The 16,171-nt window shown below is 60.1% G+C and carries 14 protein-coding genes and 1 pseudogene; 5 read left to right on the plus strand and 10 right to left on the minus strand.

What is annotated here, in order from left to right; genetic code table 11:
* The first annotated feature begins 72 nt into the window (after positions 1–72).
* A complete protein-coding gene (locus TC41_RS11690) occupies positions 73–798 on the plus strand; it encodes a response regulator transcription factor (RefSeq protein ID WP_014465269.1) in 726 nt (241 codons plus the stop codon).
* Entirely contained in the window at positions 783–2,072 is a 1,290-nt protein-coding gene (locus tag TC41_RS11695; RefSeq protein ID WP_014465270.1) for a sensor histidine kinase, read from the plus strand. The genes TC41_RS11690 and TC41_RS11695 overlap by 16 nt, the downstream gene beginning before the upstream one ends.
* Here the strand turns inward: TC41_RS11695 and TC41_RS11700 are convergent.
* Genes TC41_RS11700 through TC41_RS11715 form a run of 4 tightly spaced genes read right to left on the minus strand, consistent with a single transcriptional unit; the run spans position 2,050 to position 5,893 of the window.
* Positions 2,050–2,829 (minus strand): lipoate--protein ligase family protein, encoded by a 780-nt coding sequence (locus TC41_RS11700; protein ID WP_148260277.1) that lies wholly within the window; start codon positions 2,827–2,829, stop codon positions 2,050–2,052. The genes TC41_RS11695 and TC41_RS11700 overlap by 23 nt on opposite strands.
* A gap of 5 nt (positions 2,830–2,834) precedes the next feature.
* On the minus strand, positions 2,835–4,301 hold the full coding sequence (locus tag TC41_RS11705) for a sensor histidine kinase (protein WP_014465272.1): 1,467 nt from the start codon (positions 4,299–4,301) through the stop codon (positions 2,835–2,837).
* Positions 4,298–4,963 (minus strand): response regulator transcription factor, encoded by a 666-nt coding sequence (locus tag TC41_RS11710; RefSeq protein ID WP_014465273.1) that lies wholly within the window; start codon positions 4,961–4,963, stop codon positions 4,298–4,300. The genes TC41_RS11705 and TC41_RS11710 overlap by 4 nt, the downstream gene beginning before the upstream one ends.
* Positions 4,964–4,984: 21 nt before the next feature.
* Positions 4,985–5,893, minus strand: a complete 909-nt coding sequence (locus TC41_RS11715) for a LysR family transcriptional regulator (RefSeq protein WP_041695409.1) — start codon at positions 5,891–5,893, stop codon at positions 4,985–4,987.
* Between the two features lie 157 nt (positions 5,894–6,050).
* Between TC41_RS11715 and TC41_RS11720 the strand changes: the two genes are divergently transcribed.
* Positions 6,051–7,259, plus strand: coding sequence for an adenylosuccinate synthase (locus tag TC41_RS11720; protein WP_014465275.1), 1,209 nt, complete (start codon positions 6,051–6,053; stop codon positions 7,257–7,259).
* 181 nt (positions 7,260–7,440) lie between these two features.
* Here the strand turns inward: TC41_RS11720 and TC41_RS11725 are convergent, their stop codons facing one another.
* Positions 7,441–8,466 (minus strand): sensor histidine kinase, encoded by a 1,026-nt coding sequence (locus tag TC41_RS11725; protein WP_081462284.1) that lies wholly within the window; start codon positions 8,464–8,466, stop codon positions 7,441–7,443.
* A gap of 194 nt (positions 8,467–8,660) precedes the next feature.
* Between TC41_RS11725 and istA the strand changes: the two genes are divergently transcribed.
* Both istA and istB read left to right on the plus strand, forming a co-directional pair.
* Positions 8,661–10,163, plus strand: a complete 1,503-nt coding sequence (gene istA / locus TC41_RS11730) for an IS21 family transposase (protein ID WP_014465277.1) — start codon at positions 8,661–8,663, stop codon at positions 10,161–10,163.
* A pseudogene (istB, locus tag TC41_RS11735) lies at positions 10,160–10,888 on the plus strand (IS21-like element helper ATPase IstB). Before istA ends, istB begins: the two are co-directional and overlap by 4 nt.
* A gap of 18 nt (positions 10,889–10,906) precedes the next feature.
* Here istB and TC41_RS11740 read toward each other — a convergent pair.
* From TC41_RS11740 to TC41_RS11760, 5 genes are read right to left on the minus strand one after another with little or no spacing between them, the layout of a single operon-like run.
* Positions 10,907–11,647: a cache domain-containing protein gene (locus TC41_RS11740; RefSeq protein ID WP_041695410.1), complete on the minus strand. Its 741-nt coding sequence runs from the start codon at positions 11,645–11,647 to the stop codon at positions 10,907–10,909.
* Positions 11,648–11,649: 2 nt separating this feature from the next.
* Entirely contained in the window at positions 11,650–12,420 is a 771-nt protein-coding gene (locus TC41_RS11745) for a response regulator transcription factor (RefSeq protein WP_014465279.1), read from the minus strand.
* A gap of 59 nt (positions 12,421–12,479) precedes the next feature.
* Entirely contained in the window at positions 12,480–13,505 is a 1,026-nt protein-coding gene (locus tag TC41_RS11750; RefSeq protein WP_014465280.1) for a sugar ABC transporter substrate-binding protein, read from the minus strand.
* A 28-nt stretch (positions 13,506–13,533) separates the two neighbouring features.
* A complete protein-coding gene (locus TC41_RS11755) occupies positions 13,534–14,622 on the minus strand; it encodes an ABC transporter permease (RefSeq protein WP_049784373.1) in 1,089 nt (362 codons plus the stop codon).
* Positions 14,595–16,082, minus strand: coding sequence for a sugar ABC transporter ATP-binding protein (locus TC41_RS11760; RefSeq protein WP_014465283.1), 1,488 nt, complete (start codon positions 16,080–16,082; stop codon positions 14,595–14,597). Before TC41_RS11760 ends, TC41_RS11755 begins: the two co-directional genes overlap by 28 nt.
* Between the last annotated feature and the right edge of the window lie 89 nt (positions 16,083–16,171).

The raw sequence follows: 16,171 nt of genomic DNA on the forward strand, positions 1-16,171 counted from the left end.
CGGCGTTCAATCCTACAGTGTACAATAAAAGCGGTCCAGTCCGACGTACGGAACCATGCGGGAGGTTATCCGATGCGCATCTTGCTCGTCGAAGACGAGGTGCGGCTCGCGTCCGCACTCAAACAACTTCTCAAGGAACACCGATACGCCGTCGACGTCGCCCACGACGGCGAAACCGGCTGCGATCTCGCCCTGACCGACAGCTACGACATCGCCATCCTCGACATCATGCTGCCGAAGATAAGCGGTCTCGACATTCTGCGCGCCATGCGCAAGGCGGGCCTTCAAACGCCCGTACTGCTGCTCACAGCCAAGGACACCGTCGAAGACCGCGTGACGGGCCTCGACGCCGGCGCTGACGATTACCTCGTCAAGCCGTTCGACAACAAGGAGCTTTTGGCGCGCGTGCGGGCCCTCTCGCGACGCACCGGCCAGATTGCGGGCGGCGACGCCATCGAGGCGGGCCCGTTTCGACTCGATCTTAACACTCGAACCGTGACGCGCAACGGGGAACCCCTGGCGCTGACCCCCAAGGAATTCCAGCTGCTTGAACTGTTCATGCGCAACCCCAACAAGGTGTTGTCCAAAGAGGTCATTCTCGATCGCGTCTGGGGACCCGATGCCGACGTGATTGGCAACGCGGTGGAAAACTACGTGCACTTCTTGCGGAAAAAATCGACGAGCCCGACTTGCCGTCGTACATCACCACCGTGCGGAGCGTGGGATACATATTTCACCCGGACCCGTCGGCGGGCCGCAAGGCGTGAGAAGGGACGTGCGGCTTGTTTAAGCGACTGAGCCTCCGGCTGACGCTGTTGACCGTCATCCTGTTGGTGATCCTGTACAGCATCACGTCGCTCGCGCTCTACGGGATCATCCGGGGATTCGTGATGCGAAGCATCGATTTCAACCTCCGCCAGGCGGCCTACCGCGTAGCCAATACAGCTGTCTTGACAGGCATCCCGAGCTTCGCCTCCACCGGGTCTCCGGAGATCAACTTCGTCCTCGCAGACAACGGCGTCTACACGTCTATCGCGGACCCGGACCTTGCAAGCGCGCTGGAAAATCGCCTGAACCGAGCCGTGGATCGGCCCACGTTCTTCAATTTCACCTATGAGGGCGAGCACTACCGCGTCTTTGAGCTGCCCGTCGGAGCGGGCTCCGGCGCGCCAACGTACGTCGCCACGGTGCTCGACGACACCCAGACGGTGCGCGCCATGAGCGACCTGCGCTCCGTCATCATCATCGTGGGGCTGTTTGGCATCTGCGGGGCGACGCTCGTCGGCTTCATTTTGTCGGAGCGGATGCTCCAGCCCATCCGCCGGGCGTTTCAGCGCCAACTCGAATTCGTCGCGGACGCCTCGCACGAGCTTAGGACGCCGCTCGCGGTCATCCAGTCCAACCTCGGCATCGTCATGGAACACACGGACCAAACCGTCGAGGAAAACCTGGAGTGGCTGAACAACGCCCACGGCGAGGCGCGCAGGCTCGCGAAACTCGTGCAGGACCTGCTGACGCTCGCGCGGTCGGACTCCGAGCGCATGCCGGTGGAGCGCCGGCCGGTCGCGCTCAACGACCTGCTCGAGCGCATCCACGATCTGTACGAGACCATCGCGGAGATGCGCGGCATCGAACTCACCGTGCGTGCGGAAGAACCGCTCGTCGTCTTGGGCGATCGCGACCGGCTCCATCAGCTTCTGGTGATCCTCATCGACAACGCGATAAAATTCACCGACGCGGGCGGCAAGGTCAAGATTACCGCAAGTCGCAACCGGAATCAGGCGATTCTCTCGGTCCGCGACACGGGTATCGGCATCGCCAAGGAGCACCTGGAGCGGGTCTTCGACCGGTTTTACACCGTGGACACGGCGAGATCGCGCCACGGGGAGGCCAAGGGGACGGGACTAGGGCTCTCCATCGCCAAGTGGATTGTGGAAGCGCACGGAGGTCGCATCTCCATCGCGAGCGAAGGCATAGGCAAAGGCACGACGGTCCGCGTAGAACTGCCCCTTTCGCCAAAGCGGGGCCCCGAATCAGACGCGGGCGACGTCATGGCGAAAGGCGAGGCGTGACGCCGACCTCAGGCAGGCGGTTGAGGAGGAATTCCACCAACGAAGCCTTCGCCTCGCCGCTCGTCCACGCCACTTGCGCCGCCTCGGCCAAGGTCGTGGCCTTGTCTCGCTCGACGCGCACGTCTTCGCGCCCGGCGTAGGAATAGAAGCGCTGAATGGCGGCGATGGCCGCGTCGAGATCGGGAGAGATGCTGATGCAGCCGTGCGCGAGGACGTAGCCAGGATGGCGAGACGCCACGCCTGCCAGCCCCCCGCGCCACGACTGCGCCGTGCCCACGACCTTGCGCCCGCCTACTGCGACGTTGTAGTTGCCGTCGCAATAGGCCCCAGGGACGTCGGTCATCTCGGCAGCCAGCCCGAGTGCCTGCAGCCACTCGACGAGCGGCTGACAAATCATGCGATAGTACCTGTCCGTGGTCGCGCCCTCGGCCTGACGCGGAAAGATGAGGGACAAATTCAGCATCCCTTCGCCGTGCGGCACAGCGGTCCCGCCCGTGGAGCGAACGAAGAGCGGCCACCCTTCCGCCGCCATGCGCGCCATGGCCGCCTGGCCGGCCGGACCGGCCACGTCGCGGCGACTGACGACGAGCCCCTTCACGGGCAGATGGCGCCACACACGGACAACAGGCAACCTTTCTCGGTGCGCCACCTGGTGGCCGAATTTGTCATCTTGCAGGATGTTGTCGAGAGGAGAGACGGACACCTCCTCGATTGACAACTCCACTTCCCTGGGCCACAGCGAATCCCACGATGTCATCATCCTCATCCTCCCGAAACGCGCCCCTGGCCGACGAGTGGCAGCACAATCACGACGGTCGTGCCCTTGCCTACGGCGCTGCGAACGTAAATCTGTCCCCTGTACCGCTCAACCACCTGCTTGGAAATGGCGAGCCCAAGCCCAGCGCCTTGCCCCTCGCGGCGCGCGGCCTCTCCCCGGTAAAACCGCTCAAAGACATGCGGCAACACGTCCTCCGGAATGCCCTCTCCGTTGTCTGACACCGTGATGCGCGCCGTGGTGGACTCCTCGCGCGCCATGAGCCGAATCCAGCCGCCCTGCGGCGTATGGCGCATCGCATTGTCCACGAGCCCCACCAGCACCTGCCGCAGCCGATCCGGCTGAATCGCCACCCGCCCGCCGCGGGTCAGGTGCACGCTCACCTCAATCTCTAAGTCCGGGCGCAGCAGGAGCGCGTCGTCGCGTAGGCGCGCAAACATCTCATCCATCTCGGCCTGTCCCATCCCGCCGCCGACTGGCAGTTCATCCAACTGATCCAGGTTCGAGAGGGCGAGAAGTTCATCCACAAGCCGCTGCAGACGCCCCACCTCGAGCACGATGTTCCGCACCGCGGGTTCCCAGACGTGCGGGTTGTCTCGCCCCCATCGCCTAAGAAGATTGGCGTGGCCCGCGATGATGGTAAGCGGCGTGCGCAGCTCATGGGACGCATCTGCCACGAAGCGGCGCTGATCGTCCATCGCCACATCGATCCGATCCAGCATCTGATTGACCGACTCCTGAAGAGACATGAGTTCCGGCGGCAAATCCGAAAACGAAAGCCTGCCGGCCTTGCGCCACTCCACCTGTTGGATGCCCGCCATCAAGCGCGCAAGCGGGCGAAATCCCCGCTCGATGAGCACGCGCATGCCCACGGCGAATAGCGCGATGACGGCCGCATCCAGCACCACGAACACCGCGAGCATGTGGAGCGCCGCCTGGCGGATGGGATCGAGCAAGGTGAAAATCGACAATTGCCCGTATCCCCCGTTTTCGAACCGCACGCCCTCCGTAAGCGCCAGCACCCGATGATATCCATTTTGGTCCCTCCACGCATACGGGTAACTCCAGTGCGGCTTCGCGAAGTCAGGCCCCTGCGCTGGCATCGGCACCCGCGATGCAATCTCGTCCACCACCGTCCCCGTGAATACAGGGCCCATGATCTGGAACAACACATTGCCGTCGGCGTCGGTGAGGCGAATGACCGAATCGGTCGCGGCCGCATACCGATCCCACGTGGTGGTCACGGTCTCTTCGGCCAAACGGTCTGCGCCCTGGCCGAGTAGCGTGGCCATCTCGAGCTCCATGACGCGTTTTTGGCCCACCATGCTCGTGGCCGCGTAGGAGACCATAAACACTGCAGTGAACAAACACAGAACCACCGCGCACCATACGGTGCTCCAGATGAGCAGCGTGCCTTCGATGCTCCGCCGCTGCGCACGTCTCGACCACCTCATGTCTCCTCGACCTCGAGCCGATAACCCTGCCCGCGCACCGTCTTGATGTATCGCCGCTCGGGGTCCAACTTCTGACGAAGATAGCCGATATACACGTCCACCACGTTCGTATCCCCAGGCGCCTGAAATCCCCACACGCGCTCGAGCAACTCCTGACGGGAACATGTCCGATTCACGTTGCGCAGCAGGTACAGCAATAGGTCATACTCGCGCGCAGTGAGATCGACCTCTTGCCCCTGATACATCACGCGGTGCGCATCGAGGTGCACCGTTGCTTCCCCAAAGCGAAAAGGAGCCCCGTTCGCTTCATACCGCCGCCTGATGGCCCGCATGCGCGCCCACAGTTCCTCGATGGCGAACGGTTTGACCAGGTAGTCGTCTGCACCCGCGTCAAGCCCGCCAACGCGGTCCGCCACTGCGCCACGCGCCGTGAGCATCATGATGGGGACATTCGAAAACCTGCGCACCTCGCGACACAGATCGACCCCGCTCATGCCCGGCAGGACGATGTCGATGACCAACAAATCGTAGGACTCCGATCTCGCCCGCTCCAGAGCGGTTTCCGCGTCCATCGCGACGTCCACCTCGACGCCAGACAATTCGAGTTCCAAGCGCAGAAATTCCACGAGACCGGGCTCATCCTCGACAATCAGTACCCGCATCGCTCGATCACCGCCCTCATCTTACCGCAATTCGGACGCGGCCGCTCCCACCGACGCGAGCCACTCGATGAATGCGCGCGCAGCCGCCGGAATGTGAGATTCCCTGCGCCAGACCAGTGTCACGGTGCGTCGGCCGAGATCGCAGCCGACGATATGGACGAGTTTCAACCGGCCTTGTGTCACGTCGTCCGCTACCGCCGGCCAAGGTACCACGGCGAGACCGAGTCCCGCCTGCACGAATCGATTCATCGCTTCGAGGCTGTCAGTTTCCATTACCGGCGGAGCGGGTCGTTCCACCCCGGCGCGATGCAGGAGATCGTCAATCTGCCGACGAAGCCCCGACTCGCCGTGCATGACCACCAGCGGATACTGCGCCAACTCCGCCATGGAGGCGCGTTTTCCCGCGAGCGCGTGATAGGAAGGCGCCACAGCCACGAGTTCGTCCCGCCAGAGCGCAATTTGCTCCACACCCGACTCGTCTTCCGGTGGCGTCGTCACAATGGCGAGATCGACCGTGCGCGAGGCGAGGCGCTCGAGCGTCACTTTGGACGATCCCGTCACCACTTGAAACCTCACGCGCGGGCGCATGGACGCGTACCGAGCCACAAGGGTAGGCAGGCGGTACAGCGTGGGGGAGAGCCCCGCTCCGATGCGCACCAGGCCCGCCTCCGGATTCGACATCTCGAGAAGCGACTCCGCCAACTCCTCCTGCTTGCGCAGCACTTCAAGTGCATACGCGTGCACCCGCTCGCCGGCGGACGTCAGTGCGAGTCGTTTTCCACTCCGGTCAAAAAGCGCCTGTCCGAAGTGGCGTTCCAGTTGTTGAATTTGCCTCGTCACCGTCGGCTGCGTCACGTGAAGTGCCCGAGCCGCCTCGGACACGCTTCCGAGGGAGACCACGGTGACCAGTGCTCGGAGCGCCTCAAACATCACGATCACTCCATACAGGTTAAGCATGAAAATGATACATATCATTCATTTTACACATGGAAAGGTGGAGCGTACACTGATGTTGTGTTTAGAGGAGGGAACGCGCGGTGTTTCATGCGGTTGTAGGCGCTCAGTATGGCGACGAAGGCAAGGGAAAATGGTCGATTACCTGGCGGAGGAGGCGGACATCGTCGTCCGCTACCAGGGAGGCGGCAACGCAGGTCACACCATCGTGAATTCGTTTGGGAAGTTTGCGCTTCACCTCGTCCCGTCAGGGATCTTCCACCCGCACACGCTCTGCGTGCTCGGCGCCGGCGTCGTCGTGAACCCGCCCAAACTGGTGGAGGAGTTGACCGCGCTCGCAGAAGCCGGGATTGACACGAGACGGCTTGTCATCTCGGACCGAGCGCACATGGTGCTGCCGTATCACATTTGGCAGGACATGTGGGAAGAAGAGGCGAGATCGAGGAAAGTCGGCACGACCCTTCAGGGAATTGGCCCCGCCTACCAGGACAAAGTGGGGCGATTTGGCATTCAAATGGGCGAAATGCGCCATCTCGACCGCCTGAAGGAGCGCGTGCGCTCGGCCTTCGAGGCCAAATGCCGGCGACTGCCGGACCTCGAGCGCTATGGCACGTGGGAGGACGTGTGGGAGCCCATCGCCGCGGCGCGCGATGCGCTTCTGCCATACATCACGGATACGACGCCGCTCCTCTACGAGGCCGCCCAGACGAACAAGCACGTGCTCTTCGAAGGGCAGCTCGGCATCATGCGCGATCTCGATTGGGGCGTGTACCCATTCGTGACGTCGTCCAACCCCATCGCGGGGGCCGTGTGCAGCGGAGCCGGCGTGCCCCCCACCAAAATCGAGCGCATCACGGGCATCACCAAGGCGTACACCACCGCCGTCGGCGAAGGCCCGTTTCCGACGGAGCTCCACGATGAGTTCGGCGCCTTCCTGCGCCATCGCGGCCACGAATACGGCGCCACCACGGGGCGGCCGCGCGGCTGTGGCTGGCTCGATCTCCCGGCTCTGCGCTATGGCGCGTGGATTAACGGGTACACGGAACTTGCGCTCATGAAGCTGGACGTCCTCTCCGGGTTGGACGAGATCCGCGTCGCCGTCGCTTACGAGCTGGACGGCCAGCGCCTCGAATGGCCGCCCGCCGCGTATGACATGGAGCGAGTCAAACCGATCTACGAATCGCTTCCCGGTTGGCAGGAAAATATCAGCGAATGCCGGGCGTTTGAAGACCTTCCCGAGGCCGCGCAAAGATACGTGACTTTGATTGAACAGCAGGTCGGCGTGCCCATCCAGTACGTGAGTGTCGGACCGAGCCGAGAGCAGACGATTGTGCGGGGGTAAGTTACACGTACGAACCGCTGATCAAGACGCGGCAGACCTATGGCATGCCCAACATCCACACCGCCCGAGCACCGAGTTCGATCTCGGGCGGCGCGCCGTTTCAAGCGGTATACACGGCGCATAGCAAGACACGAAGCGCGTCACTGACCCGTGGTCCTCTCGTCAAGTACGCCCGACGTGCTCAGTCCCGACGTTCGTCTGGCGTCTCCCGGCAGGGCAGACGCAGTTGAACGCGCGTCCCCTCGCCCGTGGTGTGCAGATCAAACGAAAATTCCGGCCCAAAGTACAACTCGAGGCGGCGGATTAAGTTCTTCAAACCCAGTCCCGATGCCTCCTTACGGGTCTCGCACGCCGTCACGGGCTTTGGTCGTCCGTCATCCTCAACCTCGATCTCCACATACGCTTCGCCTGTGCGGTGCGCGCGGATGGAAATGCGCCCTTCGGCCCGCTCCGCGAACCCATGAAGGATACTGTTTTCCACCAAGGGTTGCAGCGTCAGTTTAGGGACGAGCACCTGCAGGACAGACGGATCGGCGTCTAATTCGATTTTGAGTCGTCCTTGAAAGCGAATGTTTTGGATTTCTACGTACCGCTGCACATGCTCCAGTTCCTCACTTAGCGTCAGAAATTCGCGGGGATCGCTCAAGGATAATCGCAGAAATCGTCCCAATGCGTAGACGAGTCGCTCAATGTCGTGTTCTCCGCGAGCATACGCCATCCAATAAATCGAATCGAGTGTGTTGTACAAAAAGTGCGGATTGATCTGCGCCTGGAGAGCGGCAAATTCGAGTTGACGCTTTTCTTCCTCTTGCCATTTCGTCTGTTCGAGCAAACGGTGGATCTCGTCGACCAGGCGATCAAAACCTTGTGCAAGCACCTGGAATTCATACCAGCCGAGTCGGGTGTCAAGCCGAACCGACAGGTCACCTCGCTCGACAGAGGACATGGCTTCCGTTAATCGGCGCAGAGGGCGCGTGACCATCCAAGAAAATAAAAAGGCCACCAACAATGATGCACCAGATCCCCAGCCGAAGGCGGCAAACATCCAGCCGCGCAGGTTGTAAGTCGCACCATCCGCCAGCGTCCTCTCTGGAATCCAAGATACAATCTTCCAACCATTGAGTGGGATGGAGGCGACGGCGACCACGAGCGATTGAGACGGAGTTGAAACGACTTCATCCTGTCCCGCGCGGTCAACGACCGACATCAGCGTTTGTGCCAAGGCCCGCGGCGGCGCAAGCCCAGTAAGCCAGTGTATAGCGCATAATAAAAGTGCAGAACACCGCAACGTAAAAGTGCAGACTTGGTGCGGTGCCTGCGGATAGTGAATAGGCACTTGCAACACCACTCTTCCAACTCTACCCTAGGGTTTGTCTAGGAATCCTGGGGAGATGAGAGAGGATGTTGAAAGTGCCACAGCAGCAGTATATCAAGTTTCTCTACGAGAATGGGGACTGTTCGATTTCCGAAATTGCCAGGTCCCTGGGAATCAACTGGCGTACTGCCAAGAAATACGCCACCAAGGACGACTGGAATGAGCCCCTGCGGCGGCGCAGGAAACGGCATCCCGTTCTCGGCCCGTACCTTGACATCATCGATACATGGCTGACGGAGGAGCAGGCGCTGCCCCGCAAGCAACGGTACACAGCCAAGCGAATCTTTGACCGGCTGTGTGAGGAGCACGGGTTCGAGGGCGGGCGTCGAACCGTCGAGCGGTACGTGGCCCAGCGGCGCAAGGAACTCAAGCTCGAGCGTGCCGAATCCTACGAGCGGCTGGAGCACCCCGGTGGCGAGGCACAGGTGGACTTTGGAACGGCTTACGTAGGACAGGCTGGACAGTTGGTCGAGCGGAAGGTGCTTGTGATGTCCTTCCCGTTTAGCAATGCTGCGTTCGCCTTCCCGGTGCGTGCGGAGAACACTGAGTGCTTTTTGGAGGCGATGAAACGAATCTTCGGGCGGATAGGAGGTGTTCCGAGCAAGATCTGGTTCGACAATCTGTCGGCGGCGGTCGTCTCCATTGACAAGGACGGCGGGCGGACGTTCACCGACCAGTTCCTTCGGTTCGCAGCCCACTACCGGTTCCAGCCGGAGTTCTGCAACCCGTACAGCGGGCATGAGAAGGGGCATGTGGAGAACAAGGTGGGATACAGCCGTCGGAATTGGCTCGTCCCCCCTCCCGTGTGCGATACCGACACCGAGCTGGAGGAGCATCTGGCCCGTAAGTCAGAGGCTGATATGGAACGCCCGCATTACGCCAAGCATGAGCGTATTGCCGACCTGTGGGAAAAGGAGCGTTCAAAACTGCTCGCGTTACCGGCCACGCCGTTCGAGGTGTTCCGCCTGGAGGCTGCCCGTCTGAACAAGTACCGGGAACTGCGGTTCGAGAAAGCCACCTACCCGTTGCCTCAGTGCCGAGGGCTGGAGACGGTGCTGCTGAAAGTGAAGTGGGATGAAATCGAGGTCTTGTCGAGCGACGGGGAGTACCGGCTCCTAGGGAAGCTTCCACGGCCTTATGCGGACAAGCCCATTACGATTGAGTGGACCATCGTATTCGACGGATACCGGAGGAAACCTCGGTCCGTGATGTACTCGGACCTGGCAAGATACATGCCTCCTTCGGTACGCGCCTTCATACGGGTGGAGAATGCCGAGCTGAGAAAGGCCCGTATCGCCCTCGTTCGTCGCCTGCTGGAGAGCCACGAGATGGCCGAGATAGGCGCGGCGCTCGATACGTTGGCGGGGCACTTCAGCCCGGAGGCTGTCCTCGAGCACACGCTATACGCCATGAAACACCCCGAGTTTCGGCCTGAACCGTTGGTGGAATCGCACACCCCGGTAGAGATTCACGGGCACATGCCCGATCTGAGCCAGTATGACGCCATTCTGGGGGTGAGCAGATCGTGAAACAGGCGTTGGCGGACGCGTGCAAGAGTCTGCACCTGGGCTACGTGATGGAGGCCTATGAGGACATTCCCTTCAACGACCGGACCGAATACCTGCTGCGAGTGCTCGAAGCAGAGCTGCGGGGCCGGGAGCTATCCCGCATCCGCAGACTGCTCAAAAAGGCCCGGTTCCCACAAGTGAAGACACTGGAGGGCTACGACTTTCGGGCTGTGACGTTTCCGCCGAACTGCAGTAAGGAACTGCTGACAGACCTGGCGTTTCTGGAGAGAAAAAGAGAACGTCCTCATGCTCGGGAAGGTGGGCACTGGGAAGACCCACTTGGCCATTGCCTTAGGAATGGAGGCTTGTCGACGAGGTCATGAGGTCCGGTTTTCCGGGTACACGACTTGGTGGCCACGCTGCAGGACAAGTACCAAGCCGGCACGCTGCGTCGGTTCCTGAGTGAACTGCAAAAGGCGGAGCTGCTCATTCTGGACGAAATGGGCTTCGTGCCCTTTCACAAAGATGGCGCTGAGCTGCTGTTCCACGTGATCTCCGACTGCTACGAGCAACGCAGCGTGATTGTGACGTCGAACCTCGAGTTCGGACAGTGGAACACTGTCTTTGGGGACGCCAGGCTGACCGCCGCCTTAGTGGATCGCCTCGTGCACCACGCACATGTACTGGCCTTCACAGGCGACAGCTACCGTCTGCAGCATGCACTATCTGAGACAAAGTCGTCGTAATCTTCTGTACTGCAGTGCCTATGCACAAATCCGTGTCGTTTCTCTGCACTTTTTACTTGCGAAAAACAGCCAGCGACCATGTTCATCAAGCACGGCGAGATCGGCGTCACGCCCTGTGCTCACACTTTCCATCACGGTGCGAACATACTCTGGCTTGACGCCGATGACCACAATTGCATCGGAAGGTGTCGTCTGAAGCCACTGCGACACGAAGAAGCGCGGTCGGTGATCGTCAAACAACCACTCTGCGGGAGGTTGTTCACCAATCCAGACGGGCGTGGTGTTGTAAAAGGTATGTTGGACGAACCATTGGTAGGGTTGATCGATCGGGCGATAGGGTGCGAGTTCGTGGCCAGCGTCTACAAATTCCATGCCGTTGTCCAGAAGTAACATCACTGTATCGATGAGTTCATCGTGATTACGTTGAACTTGCGTCAGGAGCCGATTGACATATGTGTACATCGTGAAGGGTGTGTAACCTTTCGGAGGTGACTGAAAGTCGATCTCGCGCTGAATCACAGGGTCCGAGACCAGCGTGTGGAGCGCATTCCTCTCCACTGATAAGAACTGTTCATTCAGATAGTCAGCGGTCTGCACGACAAACGAAACCAGCGATCGGCGCCCCACTTCGTCCGAAATCGCGCGGAGTTTGCGCATGACGAAACTGCCCAGGATGACCAAACACGACATCATGAGCACCCAGGTCACAAGAAATATCCATGCAGTCAGGGACCGACCCAGGCGGCGAATGGCGTTCACAGTCATCCCCCTTCTTCCACCCGACCGACCAATCCATTCGGCATGTCACGCGCGGCCAGAGCCCCTTGCAAATAAGCCTTTGGGTGCAGTCCCGTGTGCCTTTCGAAGATGTCACAAAAATGGCGCACGTCTTCAAAACCTACACTGTGAGCCGCATCTACGAGACGCACCCCTTTGCGGAGAAGCGCCGCAGCGGCTTCGATCTTGCGCATGTGCACGTATTCGAGAAACGTCAGTTGCATCTTCTTTTTAAATAGAGCCGCCAGATAGGTTGGGGACACGTGGATGGCCGCCGCAACGTCCTGAAGGCGCAGCCGTTCCGAAATGCGAGACTCGATATAACGAATGGCCTGTGCGATCACGTCTTGGCCGTCCGCTGGGGAGAGATTCACCCCGGCCTCCACTTTCGCAATCCGGTCAAACGAGCGACTGAGCACATCGCGGATTTCTGCGGCACCAGCTGGCTTAAGAAGATATTCCATCACGCCAAGTCGAATTGCTCGCTGCGCGTATTCAAATTCACCGTATCCACTGACAATCACGTTTACCGTAGGGCGTCGCTCAGGAGGCACTCGTTCCAGCGCATCCAGCCCTCCGAGGAAGGGCATGCACACATCGAGAAACGCCAGGTCAACAGATTCTTCAGTCAGGATCTCCAATGCGCGGTGACCATCCGCAGCCTCGAAGACGGCGGTGGCGAATCCCGAACTTTCGCAGACCGCGCGCAACCCTCTGCGCACGATAGGCTCGTCGTCCGCAATCAGGATGCGCATGTGTAGTCCCTCCCCTGGATAGGTGGCCGGGTGCTTCTCGCACCCGGCACCTGTGCGCTTTACATTTCGACCTCTTCGTGCGAAGCCTTCGGCGTCGTCCACAGCTTTCCGCTCTCGTAAGCCTGTAGATTCGACTTCGTCACCAACACCGTAGGCGTTTCCAGGAATTTCGGAATGGACTGGCCCATGAAGTACTTGTGCATCTGCTCGACCACGGTCTCTCCCATTTCGTAGGGGAACGTGCCGATGGTCGCGGTCACCAGTCCACTCTGGATATCTTGCAATGTCACAGGGTTGCCGTCGATGCCAATCGTGTAAATGTGTTTGTGCATCTGACTCGCCGCAATGGCTGCGCCGATATCCATCTCGTCACTTGCACCATAAACCAATTGAATGTTCGGATGAGCCTGAAGCGCTTGCATCGTGATGGACAAGCCCTCGCTGCGCAGCCAATCCGCTTGCTGCTCCTCCACAATGTGTATATTCGGATACTTCTTGATGATCTCCTTGTATCCGCCTACGCGCTCCGTGTTGTAGTAGCTCGGGATACCGTCGAGAATCATGATGTTCCCACGGCCGTGCAGAAGTTGAACCGTGAATTGAGCCAACTTGTGTGCAGCCTCGCGCTGGTTATAACCGATATACTCCGTGACATTTCCGGCTCCAGTGGATGCGAGCCCGTTGAAGATGAAAACGGGGATGTGCGCCTTGTTCGCTTGCAGGATGGCGGTGCCAATGGCCTTATCATCCATGGGACAGACTGCGATGGCCGAGACGTGTTCAGACACAAGGTTTTCCATCATACTCACCTGTGTGTTGAAGTCCGACTCTGCCGGAGGCGCCTCCACAATGACCTTGTATCCGTACTCCTGAGCTATCTTGCGAGCGCCTTGCACAATCTGGACGTAAAACGGACTGGTCATACCGGGTGGCAGAATGGCGATGGTTTTCTGACCCGAATTAGCAGCCTGAGCGTTCCCAGGTCCGAGCGCCAGCGCGCTTAAACAAGCCACCGCTGCCCCCAGCCATTTTCCGATCTTCATGCGATTTTGAGCGCTCCCGCCTCGTTTTCCCCACTTCTTCATGAGATCTTCCCCCCTCGTCAAGATCGTTTCAATCCTGGCGAACCTCGCCCTGTATTCGCCTGCCGACCACCGCTCGACGAAACCAGCGCTGTACCGCAATTCGCTTGCGAAGAATGTCCGTCAACACGGCGAGCACGATGATGAGCCCCATCACCACGTCGCTCCAGTACGTGTTCACGTTCAAGAGGGTCAGCCCGTCGCGAACGCAGGACATGATCAACACACCCACGAGACTGCCGAACATGCTGGCCGATCCGCCGGACAAACTCGTGCCGCCAATCACGACGCCCGCGATGGTGTCGAGTTCGTACCCGTCGCCGTTGGTGCTGATTCCGGATTGCAAACGTGTGTCGAGCAAGATGCCGGCCAGCGCCGAGAGCACGCCGGAGAGGACATAGACGCCGATGAGCACGCGGTCCACGCGCACACCCGAGAGACGCGTGGCAAACTCGTTGCCACCAATGGACAGCGTGTATTTGCCGAACAACGTGCGCGACAGAAGAATCCAGGAGATCACGTAGACTCCAATGGTAATCCAAATGAGATCGGAAACGCCAAGAAATGTGTTTGTCGCCAAGTTATCAAACGATGTAGGAAGCGCGTCGATGGTTTCGCCTTGCGTCAGGACGTACGCGAGCCCCCGAACCATCTCCATGGTTCCAAGTGTCACGATGAAGGGCGCCATGCCAAGCTTGGCCACCGCCAGACCGTTGAACAACCCCACCACGGCGCCGACGCCCAGTCCGGCAAGGACTGCGATGAGCACCCCATGGCCCATGCCCCCGACGGCCTTGTCCGTGCTCATCAGGAGCGCAGAAATCACGCCCGAAAGCCCTACGATGGAACCGACCGACAGGTCAATCCCACCAGTTCCGATGACGAAGGTCTGTCCTGCAGCCATGATTGCCACGATGCTCGCCTGGATCACGATGTCTTGAATGTTCCCCCACGTCCTGAACGCGGGAGATGCAAGGCTCAATGCACCCGCCAGAAGGATGAGCGCGAGAAGGGCGCCCGTTTGGTTGAGGCGGGCGTTCAGCCAACGCGTCCGCGGAACAGCACTGTGCGCAACCTCTGACGGCTTCGTTTCTACGGACGAGAGCCCGCCATCGCCCATTGCGCAATCACCTCCTCCGATGCTTCCTCCCTTGTTAGATGCGCGACGATCTCGCCCTCCCTCATGACGAGGATGCGGTCGGCAAGCGTCAGTACCTCGGGCAATTCGGACGACACCATGAGAATGGCGAGCCCCTTGCGTCTCAGCTCATGAAGGAGCTGATAAATTTCAAATTTGGCCGCGACGTCCACTCCCCGTGTCGGTTCGTCGATCATCAGGATCTCACTTTCCGCGGCAAGCCATCGCGCGAGCATGACCTTCTGCTGGTTTCCACCGGAAAGCGTCGCAACTCGTTCGGACGATCTCGACATTTTGATTCGCAATCGTTGTCCGTATAAGTCTGCGAGCGCTTCCGTACGGCGACCACGATACCACACGGGACCACTCACGCGTGGGTACGACGCTAATGCCACGTTGTGTGCAATCGCATGCTCCAGTACGAGTCCCTGAGCCTTTCGGTCCTCTGGAAGAAACCCAATTCCTAAGCGGATGGCGTCCGCAGGTCCACGGATGTTTGTCCGGCGGCCGCGCACCCAGACCTCTCCCGCGTCGACGGGATCGACGCCGAAGATGGCTCGCAAAACCTCCGTTCGGCCCGAGCCCACCATACCAGCGAGTGCGACAATCTCTCCTCGGTGGACATCAAACGTCACATGGCGAAACACGCCCTGGCGTGTAAGCCCTTTCACCGAAAGCAGCGGTTCACCTCGCTCCACGGTCTCGAACTCCGTTTGGTGCACTTCTCGCCCGACCATCAGTTGAATCCACGTGTCCCGATCCGACGCTTTTGCATCGAGCGTGTCGATGGTTCTTCCGTCTCGCATGATGGTGACACGGTCCCCAATGCGTGGAATCTCATTCAAGCGATGCGAGATGTAGATGATGGACATCCCGCCTTGTTTGAGTCTACCAATGATTTCAAACAGGCGATCCACCTCTCGCTCACTGAGCGATGCGGTGGGTTCGTCCATGACGAGAATATCTGGACTGCGGCGCACCATTTTGGCGATCTCGACGAGTTGCTGAGCTGCAATCCCAAGCTGGCCCACCGGGACACGGGGGTCGATCCGAAGCCCGAGGTCTGCCAGCAGCTGTTCGGCCATCTCTTCCATCTGTCGCTTGCGGAGCCACCCAGCCCGGCACTGTTCATCACCGAGGAACACATTCTCCGCGACGGACTGCTGGGGACACAGCTGAAGTTCCTGGTGGATGACCGCGACGCCCGCGCGCAATGCGTCCAGAGCCGACTGTGGGCGGTAGGGCTCTCCTCGGAGCCATATCTGCCCTGAATCCGGCCTATACACCCCCCCGATGATGTTCATAAGCGTGGACTTCCCGGCGCCGTTCTCGCCCAAGAGCACATGGACTTCGCCTTTGCGCAAGTCGAATCGGGCACCGTCGAGTGCTTTCACGCCAGGGAACTGTTTCGATACGCCTTCCACTCGCAGGATCTCCTCCACCCTCACTCCCCTCCTTGTACGTACATCTCGATTGTAACGAGGGCAGATATCGTGCGCAGCGAGCAATCTTTTGATCTTTGATGGGCGAT

It is taken from the genome of Alicyclobacillus acidocaldarius subsp. acidocaldarius Tc-4-1, assembly GCF_000219875.1.
Classification (GTDB): Bacteria; Bacillota; Bacilli; order Alicyclobacillales; family Alicyclobacillaceae; genus Alicyclobacillus; species Alicyclobacillus acidocaldarius_A.